12 protein-coding genes are annotated in these 13,331 nt (G+C 43.2%); 11 read left to right on the forward strand and 1 reads right to left on the reverse strand.

What is annotated here, in order from left to right:
• Positions 1–94: 94 nt before the first annotated feature.
• Positions 95–331: an acyl carrier protein gene (locus GL182_RS23435; RefSeq protein ID WP_163382374.1), complete on the forward strand. Its 237-nt coding sequence runs from the start codon at positions 95–97 to the stop codon at positions 329–331.
• A gap of 375 nt (positions 332–706) precedes the next feature.
• Complete coding sequence (locus tag GL182_RS23440; RefSeq protein WP_163382377.1) at positions 707–2,176, forward strand: Gfo/Idh/MocA family protein; 1,470 nt, start codon at positions 707–709, stop codon at positions 2,174–2,176.
• A gap of 63 nt (positions 2,177–2,239) precedes the next feature.
• Here the strand turns inward: GL182_RS23440 and GL182_RS23445 are convergent, their stop codons facing one another.
• Positions 2,240–2,656 carry a GNAT family N-acetyltransferase gene (locus GL182_RS23445; protein ID WP_163382379.1) on the reverse strand — a complete coding sequence of 139 codons (417 nt, stop codon included), beginning with the start codon at positions 2,654–2,656 and terminating at the stop codon, positions 2,240–2,242.
• Between the two features lie 117 nt (positions 2,657–2,773).
• Here GL182_RS23445 and GL182_RS23450 point away from each other — a divergent pair, with 117 nt between their 5' ends.
• The 9 genes from GL182_RS23450 to GL182_RS23490 all read left to right on the forward strand — a co-directional run bounded on the left by GL182_RS23450 (position 2,774) and on the right by GL182_RS23490 (position 13,295).
• The gene (locus tag GL182_RS23450) at positions 2,774–3,895 is read left to right on the forward strand and encodes a Gfo/Idh/MocA family protein (RefSeq protein ID WP_163382381.1); all 1,122 of its coding nucleotides are present in this window, start codon (positions 2,774–2,776) and stop codon (positions 3,893–3,895) included.
• 346 nt (positions 3,896–4,241) lie between these two features.
• A complete protein-coding gene (locus tag GL182_RS23455; RefSeq protein ID WP_163382383.1) occupies positions 4,242–5,285 on the forward strand; it encodes a quinone-dependent dihydroorotate dehydrogenase in 1,044 nt (347 codons plus the stop codon).
• Between the two features lie 62 nt (positions 5,286–5,347).
• Positions 5,348–7,789 carry an FtsK/SpoIIIE family DNA translocase gene (locus tag GL182_RS23460; RefSeq protein ID WP_163382385.1) on the forward strand — a complete coding sequence of 814 codons (2,442 nt, stop codon included), beginning with the start codon at positions 5,348–5,350 and terminating at the stop codon, positions 7,787–7,789.
• A 19-nt stretch (positions 7,790–7,808) separates the two neighbouring features.
• On the forward strand, positions 7,809–8,465 hold the full coding sequence (locus tag GL182_RS23465) for a LolA family protein (RefSeq protein WP_163382387.1): 657 nt from the start codon (positions 7,809–7,811) through the stop codon (positions 8,463–8,465).
• A gap of 54 nt (positions 8,466–8,519) precedes the next feature.
• The gene (gene pyrF / locus GL182_RS23470; protein ID WP_163382390.1) at positions 8,520–9,335 is read left to right on the forward strand and encodes an orotidine-5'-phosphate decarboxylase; all 816 of its coding nucleotides are present in this window, start codon (positions 8,520–8,522) and stop codon (positions 9,333–9,335) included.
• 75 nt (positions 9,336–9,410) lie between these two features.
• Positions 9,411–10,715: a DUF2851 family protein gene (locus GL182_RS23475; protein WP_163382392.1), complete on the forward strand. Its 1,305-nt coding sequence runs from the start codon at positions 9,411–9,413 to the stop codon at positions 10,713–10,715.
• 53 nt (positions 10,716–10,768) lie between these two features.
• Positions 10,769–11,407: an acetyltransferase gene (locus GL182_RS23480; RefSeq protein WP_163382394.1), complete on the forward strand. Its 639-nt coding sequence runs from the start codon at positions 10,769–10,771 to the stop codon at positions 11,405–11,407.
• Positions 11,408–11,464: 57 nt separating this feature from the next.
• On the forward strand, positions 11,465–12,451 hold the full coding sequence (locus GL182_RS23485) for a rhodanese-related sulfurtransferase (RefSeq protein ID WP_163382396.1): 987 nt from the start codon (positions 11,465–11,467) through the stop codon (positions 12,449–12,451).
• Positions 12,432–13,295, forward strand: a complete 864-nt coding sequence (locus tag GL182_RS23490; RefSeq protein WP_163382398.1) for a nucleoside phosphorylase — start codon at positions 12,432–12,434, stop codon at positions 13,293–13,295. Before GL182_RS23485 ends, GL182_RS23490 begins: the two co-directional genes overlap by 20 nt.
• Positions 13,296–13,331: the final 36 nt, after the last annotated feature.

Raw genomic sequence — 13,331 nt, forward strand, 5'->3', positions numbered from 1 at the left:
AGTTAACAAATTTTAATTAAAAAATTCTATTCTTCTCACAACAAATCCATAACCTATATCGTCTTAAGTTTGAGTTAAAATCAATTTAGGAAAAATGAAGAATATCACAGCAATGCGCAAAGCAATTGGGGTGTTTCAGTCATATGGCATTCCACTTACAGGCAAAAAGAAAGCCGCTAACTTTTACAATGATTTGAGAATGGATAAAATTTTTGTTGCCGGGCTGATTTTTGAGTTGGAGTATGAACTCAAAAGGGAGGTGGAGGAGGAAAAGGTAGCGCATATTCAGACGCCTTCTGAATTGATTAACACTTTACTCAAGGCCTCATAATTGTTTTTGTCTTCATCATTTTTTGGTCAGGCAAATTGGCTGATTGTTTCTAATCCCCCAACAGGTTTGTGAAGGTTATTTATGAGTTCCATCCAATGTTTGGAAAGGTGTATTTTAATGCTCCCTTGAAAATAGAAATCAAACGGAATCTATTATTTCGACTTTGCGTCCCACCAAATTAATTGTTTTTTATTCAGAGATCCTTTCAATCAAATTTTTTTCAAAAATCGATACTGGAGGAAATTAATGCTAAAGTTAAGGTACCGTTCAGACAGCTTGTTACCAATAGGAAGAAATAATATTTGATATATAAAAAGTATTTTCTTTTATTTATAAGGTTACTAATTTAATTTATCCTTTAAATAAACCCAAAAAATGAAAGAAAGAAGGGAGTTTATCAAGAAATCCATTTTTGGTGCCGGGGGCCTGACCATTGGAGCCATGGGCTTCAGTGCCAAATCTTATGGAGCAATAATGGGAGCCAATGAACGGCTCAGAATAGCAGTTTGCGGTGTCAATGGCAGGGGAAAAACCCATATCAGGGAATTTTCAGAACACAAGGATTCCGAGATTGCATACCTGGTAGATCCAGATAGTCGTGTTTTGGGAGAGCGGGTGCAGGGGCTCCGGGATGGTGACACCAAAAGCAATAAAGTTAAGGGGGAGAAGGATGTGCGAAAGGTTTTGGAGGACAAAAGCATAGATGCCATCAGTGTGGCTACTCCCAATAACTGGCATTCATTGATGGTCGTCTGGGCAGCTCAGGCGGGTAAACATTGTTATGTGGAAAAGCCTGCCAGCCATGATGTGCATGAGGGAAGGATTGCACTGGCTGCTGCACAAAAATATGGAATAGTAGTCCAGCATGGTACCCAAAGGCGTAGCAGTGGAAACTGGTCTGAGCAAATCGGCGCCATTAAATCAGGAAAATATGGAAAAATGAAGGTTTCTCATGGATTTGCCTGCAAACCAAGGGAGGGAATAGGATACAGCCCGGTCACCAATCCCCCGGAACACCTGGACTGGAATTTGTGGAAGGGACCATCAATCATTGATGGGTACCATGAAAATCTGGTTCACTATAACTGGCATTGGTTTTGGCAGGTGGGTAATGGAGAATTGAATAACCAGGGGACACACCAACTGGATGTGGCTTATTGGGCCCTGGACGATGAGGTGGCAAACACCCATCCCAAAAGGGTCATGGCTTTGGGGGGCAGGTTCCGCTGGGATGATCAGGGAGAAACACCAAATACCATGTTTGCCCTGGCCGAGTTTGCCAACGGGCAATATGTTTTTTTTAATGTTCGAAATGTGAATCATGAAGGCTACCAAAGGGAGGTGACCAATCGTTTTTATTTTGAAGATGGTGGCAGGTTGATGGAAGGAGGAGAATACCAATCGCATAATGGGAGCCAACCGAGGGATGTGGCCGTGACACCTGTGGCCATCACCCCGGGAGGTGCATTTGGGAGTTTTATTGCGGCCTGTAAAGCCAATGATCCCATGATGGCCAATGGCAATATGTACGATGCTCACTATAGCTGTACCTTGGGCCATTTGATGAATATTTCTTACAGGCTTGGAGAGCAAGTGCCATTCAATGCCAAAGCCGGCCGGTTTGGAGATAACCAACTGGCGTTTGAAGAATTCATGAAAATTCACGAGATCGCCAGAGATGGCATGGGAGTACCGGTAGATCAGGCCAATTATATTGTTGGTCCCTGGTTGGAATTTGACGGGGAGGCAGAGCACTTTGTGGGAGAACGATCCACGGAAGCCAACCGATTGCTTTATGACCCTAGGAGAGCAGAGTTCGATCTCCCTTCACCTGGTTCGGTCTGATTCAGTGGCGAGTGCTATGGAAGGTTTTCCATGGCATTACTCTTTGTGGATGGCTGAAACGGATCAGGTTAGCTTATTAAGGGGTTCCAGATAGTAACAGTTGTCATGTTTACTCATGCCTATTTTTGGATAAAATCCAATGGCTTTAGGTGCTGATAGGAGGATAAGCTTGGCCATGGGGTAGGCTGCTTTGGTTTTAAGGATCAGGGTTTTGCCAATCCCTTGCTTTTGAAATTCCTGATGTACGGCTAAATCGGACAGGTAAGTGCAAAAAGTGGTATCAGTAAGCGATCTGGCTATCCCAATGAGTTTTCCCTCGTTTCTCGCAGTGATGATGAGGTTGGCATGGCGAAGCATGGCTTCCAGTCTTGCTGTATTGTCCACGGGCCTTCTTTCCCCCAGGGTGGAAGCGACAAGAATTTCCCTGAATTCCGCCATAGATAGTTGGTTTTCCTGCTGGTAAGTGATGTTTTTCTTCATGATTACCGGATTGTAATATTTTCACTGGAAGGTAATTATAATTTTACAATTATAGATAAAACCAATAACTTGCAGTACACCGATCAATAGAAACAACAACCATAACCTTTGAATCCTATGTCAAGCAGAAGAAATTTTTTGCAAAAACTGACACTTTCCGCTGTGTCCATTCCCTTTATTTCCGGTTTTGAAACCAAACCTATTTATCCAATGAACCAAAAATCAGATCAGGATACCCTGTTACGCGTTGCCATCATGGGCCTGGGAAGCTATGGCACCCGGGTGGCAGAGGCCATGCAAGAGAGTAAAAAAGCAAAATTGGTAGGGGTAATTAGCGGTACTCCGTCCAAAATTACGGATTGGCAAGCGAAATACAATATCCCGGTAAAGAATTGCTACAATTATGAAAACTTTGATGCTATCAAGGATAACCCGGATATTGATGCAGTATACATCATCACGCCCAATGCCCTGCATCATCCCCAGACATTGAGGGTAGCAGCTGCAGGAAAGCACGTAATCTGTGAAAAACCCATGGCCCTTAATGCCAAAGAGGGTAGAGAAATGGTGGCAGCATGTAAAAAAGCAGGGGTAAAACTTTTGGTAGGGTACCGCATGCACTTTGAGGGAAATACCCTGGAAGTTATCCGTATGCGTGAAGCAGGAGAGTTCGGTGAAGTCAAATTTTTTCAGGGCCTGAGCGGCTTTAAAATTGGAGATCCTACCCAATGGCGACTGGACAAGGACCTGGCTGGAGGGGGTGCTATGATGGATATCGGTATATACTCCATCAATGGGGCCAGGTATATGGTAGGAGAAGAGCCGGAGTGGGTTACCGCCCAGGAAACGAAAACCGACCCAGTGAAATTTAAAGAAGGGGTGGATGAAACCATCATGTTCCAGTTTGGATTTCCTAGCGGGGTGGTGGCTTCCTGCTTATCAACCTACAGTATGGGGAATCTGGACAGGTTTTTTCTGAATGGAACACAGGGATACGCAGAAATGCAGCCGTCTACCGGGTATGGTCCCATCAAGGGAAAGACCCATAAAGGACCCCTGGATAAACCTCATATCACCCACCAGACGGTGCAAATGGACCGAATGGCAGAAATTATCCTGGAAGGTGAAACAGCCAAGGTGCCGGTAGATGGAGAAGAGGGCCTGAAGGACTTGATTATTATCGATACCATTTACAAAGCGGTGAAATCCGGGAAAAAGGAAAAGATCAATTTGGGTTAGAATAGGAATTCACCTTCTGTTTCCTTTTAACCCGGACCATGCATTAGGAATCGTAATAGATAGGCTGATGCAAATTTCGGGTTTAAAAACAATGGATTTTTGATTCATTTGACCTGGGGTCTGCGCCGGCCGAAAGCAGACCCCAGGTCAAAAGGATTTTTCGTTGCCGCTGATTTTCCACATTCCTTTTAGGCTCCTTCAGGACTGGACTCCCTTTTCCCATTTACTGTTGTCCTGAAATGGCTGTAGGGCTACCTCTGGCTTTAATCTCTTATTTTGTAGGCTGATGACCGGGGCATTGTCAGAGAATTGGATTAATTTTGTGATTAGCCAAAAATAATTAGCCGTGTACAAGCATTTGATTAAGCCATTATTGTTTACCAAGAACCCTGAATCAGCCCATTATTTCACGTTTGGGTGGATCAAAAGGCTGTTTAACCTGCCTGTAGTGAGTTCGGTAATCAAATCCACTTTTGCCTTTGAGCACAAGGGCTTGGAGCGGGAGGTTTTTGGCCTAACATTTAAGAATCCAATTGGCCTGGCAGCAGGCTTTGATAAGGATGCCAAACTGATCGATGAAATGTCCATGCTGGGATTCGGTTTTATTGAAATCGGCACCTTGACACCAAAGGCGCAGGAAGGCAACCCAAAACCCCGGATGTTTCGCTTGCCTAAAGATCAGGCACTTATCAACAGGATGGGCTTTAATAATGAAGGGGTAATAGCAGCAGTAGAAAGATTAAAAAAAAGAAAGTCAGGCGTATTGGTGGGTGGAAATATCGGTAAGAATAAGGATACACCTAATGATCAGGCCATTGATGATTATTTGTACAGCCTGCATGCCCTGCATCCTCATGTGGATTATTTTGTGATCAATGTCAGTTCACCCAACACGCCAAATTTAAGGGAACTGCAGGAAAAGGAGCCTCTGAAGCGGCTTTTACAGGCAGTCAAATCAGCAACTGACCACTATCCCCAAAATCGCCCGATTTTACTTAAAATTGCACCCGATCTTAACAAGTCACAATTGGATGATATCATTGCTATCGTAAAAGAAACCAATATAGATGGCGTGATAGCTACCAATACCACCATACAAAGGGATGGTCTGATTACCTCCCCGGACCGGGTCCGGGAAATCGGAGCAGGTGGGCTAAGCGGAAGGGTGTTGAAAGATAGAAGTACAGAAGTTATTCGCTATTTGACCAGCCAATCCGGGAATGCTTTTCCGGTAATTGGAGTAGGAGGGATTTTTACGGTGGCAGATGCCATGGAAAAGTTAGAAGCCGGGGCCAGTCTGGTACAGGTATATACTGGTATGATTTATGAGGGTCCCGCAATGGTCAAACGATTGAAAATGGGATTGGTAGCCAATTCCAGAGTATTGTAAATCTTTTTTATTTCTAAAGCAAGCGTTAAATTACACCCCGATAGTGGAGGAAAGGAATTACCATGGCTGCAAATACGTACAAAAAAAATACTTTTAAGAAGAAAGCCGCACCGGCAAAAGTAAAGGAAAAAACCAGTAACACATTCACCTGGGCTGTTTTTAAGGACAAGCGATGGGGGTTGTCCTTTGGCATTTTTTTTATGATGTTTGCCATTTTCATGCTTCTGGCATTTCTAAGTTACCTTTTTGCCGGGCAGGCAGATCAAAGCCTGGTCAGTGATTCAGGAGTTCCTTTACGAACAAAGGCTGGAGAAACCCAAAACTTATTGGGTTACACTGGAGCGGTCATGTCTCATTATATGATTTATCGATGGTTTGGCCTGGCGGCCCTGCTTTTTCCCCCTTTCTTATTTTTGTGGGGTTTAAAACTTTCCTTTAAGAATGCAGCTGTATCATTGACCAGGTATGCGGCATTTTCCTTGTTCTTTCTGGTATGGTTAGGGCTTCTCTTAGGTTATACCGTACATTTGATAGATGGATTCCACTACCTTGGTTTTTTAAGTGGAGGCTTTGGCTATGAGTTGGCGCTGATTACAGATGAGTTTTTGGGATGGGGAACATTCATTTTGATTTTCGGATCTCTATTGATCTTTGTCGTTATATTTTTTAATGTGGACCAAATCAGCTGGTTTTCATCCGGGAAAGAAAATTCTGTTGATGAGACCGAAGAGGACCATGAAAACAGTTTGCCTTATGAGGACGAGCATCCAGATGAAAGTTCAAATAATCCTGAAGGCCCTGATGAGGAAACCGCTACCAATAGCTGGAAATTAACTGAAAAGGAGGTTTCCGAATCCAAAAAAGACAGTACGCAGGAGCCGACCTTTAATGTGGAAGACAGGACCCAGGATCAGTATGAGGAGCCGGAGGAAAAAGCCGATGGTTTTTTTGTACAGGAGCAGAAAGTAGAAGAAAAAACAGCAGACTCAGTGGAGAACCTGGATCCCTATGACCCCACATTGGATTTGCCCAGCTACAGGTATCCTACTTTAGACCTTCTGAATGAATACGACCAGCAAAAGGTGACGGTTACCAGGCAGGAACTAGAGGAGAATAAAAACAAGATAGTAGAGACACTGGTAAATTTTAAGATTGGCATTCAGGAAATAAAAGCTACCATTGGGCCAACAGTAACCTTGTATGAAATCATTCCAGACCCGGGAGTGAAAATAAGTAAAATCAAAAATCTGGAGGATGATATAGCGCTTAGTCTGGCGGCCTTGGGTATTAGGATCATTGCACCCATACCCGGAAAAGGTACCATAGGCATTGAGGTGCCCAATAAGAACAGAGAATTGGTAGCTGCCCGGTCTGTCCTGGGAACGGAGAAATTCATGAAAAGCGACAAGGATTTACCAGTAGCTCTGGGTAAAACCATATCCAATGAAGTTTTTGTAGTGGATTTAGCCAAGATGCCACATTTACTGATGGCCGGTGCAACTGGCCAGGGTAAGTCTGTGGGTCTGAACATGATCCTGGCTTCATTGATCTATAAGAAACATCCTTCCCAGCTCAAATTAATCCTTGTGGATCCGAAAAAAGTAGAATTAACGCTTTTTAATAAAATTGAGAGACATTTTTTAGCCAAACTTCCCAATTCAGAAGAGGCCATCATCACAGATACGAAAAAAGTGATTTATACCCTCAATTCGCTTTGTATAGAGATGGATAACCGGTATGACCTGCTCAAGGACGCTGGATGCAGGAATTTGAAAGAATACAACGCTAAATTTGTGGCTAGAAAGCTGAACCCTGAGAAGGGGCATCAGTTTATGCCCTATATCGTGTTGGTGATAGATGAGCTTGCTGACCTGATGATGACAGCTGGTAAAGAAATCGAAGGCCCTATTGCCAGGTTGGCGCAATTGGCCAGGGCAATCGGTATCCATTTGGTGTTGGCTACCCAGCGGCCCTCTGTCAATGTGATCACAGGTATAATAAAGGCCAACTTTCCGGCAAGGTTGTCTTTCCGGGTGACAAGTAAAATTGATAGCCGTACAATTTTGGATGCGGGAGGAGCAGAACAGCTCATAGGCATGGGGGATATGCTGCTTTCCATGGGTTCGGATGTGATCAGGTTGCAATGTGCTTTTCTGGATACCCCGGAAGTAGATGCGGTATGCGAATGGATTGGAGACCAGCGCGGCTATCCTGATGCTTACCTGCTCCCTGAATTTGAAGGAGAGGAAGACGGAGGAATCGGAGAAATAGACCTTTCCGACAGAGATCCTTTATTTGACGATGCTGCCAGGTTAATTGTATTGCATCAGCAGGGTAGTACTTCTTTGATCCAAAGGAAGTTGAAATTGGGCTATAACCGGGCCGGCAGGATCATTGACCAGTTGGAAGCAGCAGGAATAGTCGGAGCATTCGAAGGAAGTAAAGCCAGGGAAGTGTTGGTTCAGGATGAAAATAGTTTGGAACAATTATTGAATAACCTCTAGCATATATTGATGTATTAAAATGAAAGGCAAAACAACAATCATCTTAAGTCTTATTTTCCTCGTTTTTATTCAGGTGTCCCTGGGGCAGAATGATCCGAAAGCCGTGGAAATACTTGAAAAAGTGAGCGACAATTATCAGAAATTAAATGGCTTTTCGGCTATTTTTGAGTACAGCTACTCCACAGAAGATGAGGGCTTGATCCAAACCAATACCGGGGAGGTTACGGTAAAGGGAGAAAAATACCGACTTACCCTCGATGATCAGGAAATATTTAATAATGGAAATACCGTTTGGACCCTGATAAAATCAAGTAAGTACAAGGAAGTTACCATTAACGATGTGGAAGAGGATACCGAGGAACTTACCCCTTCAAATATTTATAGCATCTACAAAAAAGGGTATGAGGCAAATCTGGAAGGCAGCAGTGTGATGACCGGGGTACCGGTTCACGAAATATTACTTATAGCAGAAAAACCTAATGCCCAATTTGAAAAGATAAAACTGTATGTGGATAAATCAAAAAACGATTTGCTGGCCTGGGAAATCAAGGATGATGTAGGAGGAACATTCAAATATACCTTTAAGGACCTGAATAGCAACATCAGTATCATGGACGATTATTTTGTGTTTAATACCAGTGAGAACAAAGATGTCGAAATCATTGACCTCAGGTAATCTGCCAGGTGCCTGTTTTGCTTTTTTTGTTATTGTTTTCTTTACTTTTGTCCCATGACATCCAAGGAAATTTTTGCTGAGATCAAAAGAAAACAATCCTTTTTATGTGTGGGGCTGGACCCGGTACTGGAAAAATTACCGAGACACCTTCAAAAAGAAAAGGATCCCGTTTTGGTTTTCAATAAGACCATCATTGACCACACCATAGACCAGGCAGTAGCTTATAAACCCAATCTGGCTTTTTATGAAGCGATGGGTGCAGAAGGCTTGGATATCCTGCAAAAAACCCTGGAGTACCTGCCAGCGGAGGTATTTACCATTGCAGATGCCAAAAGAGGGGATATTGGCAATACTTCCAACCTTTATGCCAGGGCTTTTTTTGAAAAAATGAATTTTGATGCCATCACCATTGCCCCCTATATGGGGGAGGACAGCGTAACCCCTTTTTTGGGGTTTGAAGGTAAATGGGCGATATTACTGGCCCTGACTTCCAATCAGGGGAGTCAGGATTTCCAGCTGATAACCAATAGGGAAAACCAACCGCTTTTCCTTTCGGTATTGGAAAAAAGCAAATCATGGGGTAGCGCCGAAAACATGATGTATGTGGTTGGCGCCACGCAGGTTGGCCACATTGAGGCTGTCAGAAAGGTAGTTCCTGAGCATTTTTTGCTCGTCCCGGGAGTGGGAGCGCAAGGTGGTAGCCTGGAAGAAGTTGCCAAGGCAGGTATGAATGAACAATGTGGTTTGTTGGTCAATTCTTCCAGAGGAATAATTTACGCATCCGCTGGTGAAGACTTTGGCATGGCGGCAAAAAAAGAGTGTCAAACCCTACAGGCTTCCATGGAAAAATTACTAAATGCCTACTGCTAAGGAAATTAATCCCTGTACTTTTTGGTCTTTTTTATTTTTATAGGTAACTTAAATGGGTTTTTTAATGCATTTTTCATGGTTCAATTTCAGGAGGATTTTCTTCAGTTGGTATGGAAATACCAATATTTTGATAAAAAGGGACTGGAAACTACCTCAGGAATCCCCTTGTCTATTCAAAAGATAGGATGGCACAATCACCACGAAGGGCCTGATTTCAAGGAAGCAGAAGTTATCCTTGGAGGCATCAAAAATTATGGCCATGTGGAGATTCATTTGAAAGCCTCTGACTGGAAGGTGCACCAACACCAAAGTGATCCTGCTTATAACAGCGTAGTATTACATGTGGTATGGGATCAGGATGAAGAAGTTTATAGGGCAGATGGTACTTCAATTCCTACTTTATCTCTTTCAGGTAAGGTGCCCCTGGATGTGATCAGGAATTATGAAAAGCTGCTATTTTCTCCTAATAAACTCCTTTGTAAAGAAGCATTGGCGGATGTCCCGGCCATTTTAAAGTTTTCCATGCTGGAGAAAGCTTTGGTGGAAAGGTTGCAGGAAAAAAGCCGGATGGTACTTACTTTATTGGAAGAAAACCAACAGGATTGGGAAGAGACTGCTTATCAGTGGCTGTTTTATGCCTTTGGATTTAAAACCAACGCAAATCCCATGCTTAAACTGGCCAGGAGCCTTCCCTACAGGCTGATAAAGAAAAATGCAGGTGACTTATCCCGGATTGAGGCCATGATATTTGGTCAGGCAGGCTTGTTACCTGCTACACTGGATCTGGAACAAGGTTATGGAAAGGATCTTGCGGCCGATTATTCTTTTCTGCGGAAAAAATACCAGCTAAAAAACGAATTATTTGGTTCCGAATGGAAATTCATGAAAGTCAGGCCAAGTAATTTTCCTTCCTTGCGACTTGCCCAATTGGCTGCTTTGTTAAACCAGACGCCTAACTTGTTTTCAAATGTATTGCATGGGCTGGATACCAGACTAGCTTTCAGGGAGATTTTTGATTTCCAGGTGAGTGATTTTTGGCAACGACATTACCATTTTGCCAAACCCATGAAACAAAAGGCTAAGGAGGGGTTAAGCTCCGGAATCCTGGATTTATTGGCCATAAACTATGTGGTACCGCTATGGTATGCCTATGGACAATATGCGGATTTGGGGGAATGGCAAGAAAAATGCTTTAATTTTCTCCAGGAAGTTTCGGAAGAAAAAAACAGGCTGACAAATATTTTTCTTACTGCAGGTTGGCCTCCATTGAATGCTTTTGATAGCCAGGGGATGTTGGGGCTGTACCATGGTTATTGTTCCAAAAGAAGGTGTCTGTATTGCAAAATAGGCCAGAATCTGCTGAGGCCTAATCTGAAATGAACTTTGCATGGGATGGTTATTTCCATTAATTTTGCCTTTCTAAATAAAAAATCATGGAGAAACCCATCATTATATTTGGGGCCAAGGGAATAGCCCATCCGGCTCTGGAAATTTTTAATAGTCATGATCTGGTGGTATTTGGTTTTCTGGATGAGGATGAAAGTCTGCACAAAAAGGAAATCAATAATATCGTCATATTAGGCGGACCTGAAGATGACGGTTTTCTTAAATTGATCGGAAAGAAATGTGAGGCCTTCGTGGCCGTTGATGATGCCAGGTACAGGGAGTCTGTGGTGAAGATGCTGAATGAAAAAAGGAAAGTGCAGCCCGTTAATGCCTTACACCGGATGGCTTATATATCTACAGATGCGGCTATAGGGCACGGGAATTTCATCAACGCCAAAGTCACCATCGGAGCTGGTGCGGATATCGGTAATCATTGTATCTTACACACCAATGCCACCATCGAGCATCAGGTCAGCCTGGGGGATTTTGTGCAGGTAGGGGCAGGAGCAGTGGTGAATTCCGGCGTGACCATCGAAAACGGTGCATTTCTGGGCTCAGGCGTGACAGTGGTCGCTGGAATTAAAATTGGAAAGGATGCCAGAATAGGGGCAGGTTCAGTCGTTATTGCCGATGTGGCTGCCAACCAGACTGTTTTTGGCAATCCAGCCAAAGTCATTGAAAAGTAACAATTGGTAGTTTTATATTTGTCAACATTACACCCTGCCTGAAACAGGGCTTGTTTTATGGATTATAATATTTTATTGTACTATTGCTATGCACCAATCGAAGATTTGGAAGCATACAGGGATGAACATCACCTATTTTGTATTGAAAACAATATCCGGGGAAGAATTATCGTCTCCTCAGAGGGGTTGAATGGGACGGTTTCCGGACTTAAGGAGGATTGTGAAAAATACATGGCCTATGTGAAGGCTGATCCCAGATTTGCAGATACAGAATTTAAAGTTGACAGTCACCACGAACATGCATTTGCAAAAATAAATGTAAGGGCAAAAGATGAAATCGTCCATTCTGGATTAAAACACATCAACCCCAGGGTAAAGACCGGGAAACACCTCGAACCTGAAGAGTTTAAAGCATTAAAGGATGAGGATGATGTGGTTATCCTTGATGTCCGGTCCAATTATGAACATGAGTTGGGGCATTTTAAGAATGCGGTAAGATTGGACATTGATAACTTTCGGGATTTTCCGGAAAAAGTCAGGGAGCTGGAGCACCTCAAGGAAAAGAAAGTCCTGACCTATTGTACCGGGGGAATCAAATGCGAGAAAGCTTCAGCCTTTTTATTGGAACAGGGATTTAAGGATGTATATCAGTTACATGGAGGAATCATCAAGTATGGTTTGGAGGCTGGTGGGGCCGATTTTGAAGGTAAATGTTATGTATTTGATAACCGCCTTGCCGTAGAAGTCAACCAGGTCAACCCAAAAGTTGTATCCAAATGTTTTGTTTGTGGAACAGCCTCAGACCGCATGGTCAACTGCGCTAATCCTGAATGTAATGAGCATGTGCCCATTTGTGAATCCTGTGGTTGGGAGATGGAAGGAGCTTGCTCTGAAACATGCAAGGACCATCCCCACAAGAGACCTTACAATGGTACCGGATATTATCAAAAAAACACCAACGGCTACAATCCTTATAAAGGATTTTATCAGAAACCCAATGCAACGAAAATAAAATCTGTTTTGCATGGTAAACCCCATTCCTGAATCGGAACTCCTCATCAATGCTGATGGAAGCATTTACCACCTGAACCTCAAACCTGGTCAGGTGGCAGATACGGTTATAGCCGTGGGAGACCCTGATCGGGTTGAAAAGATATCCAGGTATTTTGATACCGTAGAATTAAAGGTTCAGAAAAGAGAATTCGTCACCCACACCGGTTGCTATAGAGGTAAAAGGCTGAGTGTAATCAGTACGGGAATGGGCACGGATAACGTAGAGATTTTTATGACGGAACTGGATGCCTTGTTTAATGTTGATTTTGAGACAAGACTTCCAAAGGACAAGCACCAAAGATTGAATGTCATACGAGTAGGTACCTCCGGCAGCATGCAAGCCCGAATCCCCGAAGGAAGTATGCTGGTGTCCGATTACGGTCTGGGACTCGACAGCCTGATGGCTTTTTACAACCTTCAACAAACGGAACTGGAACACGAAATTTCTTCACAGGTAAAGGCCTGTCTGAATTTGCCGTTCACACCCTATTGTGTTAAGGGATCGGCTGTTTTACAGTCAAAGTTTAAAGACTTGCTGTCTGGTATAACCGTGACCTGTCCTGGTTTTTTTGGACCGCAAGGTAGAAAGGTAAGGCTTAGTCCTGCATTTCCTGACATTTTTAATCAGTTGTCGGGATTAAATCCGCAAGGCCTGGAATTGTCTAATTTTGAAATGGAAACGGCCGGATATTATGCCATGGGGAGATTACTGGGCCATGAAACGCTGAGTTTGAATGCGATCATTGCCAACCGGAAGACCCGGAACTTTTCCAGTTCTCCTGAAAAGGTAATTGAAAACCTAATTGCTACTGTTTTAAAAAAATATTCTGAATGATAAAGGTACCATTAGTCTTAATGTCAGTGATATTTT

This window comes from Cyclobacterium sp. SYSU L10401 (genome assembly GCF_010993705.1).
GTDB lineage: Bacteria > Bacteroidota > Bacteroidia > Cytophagales > Cyclobacteriaceae > Cyclobacterium.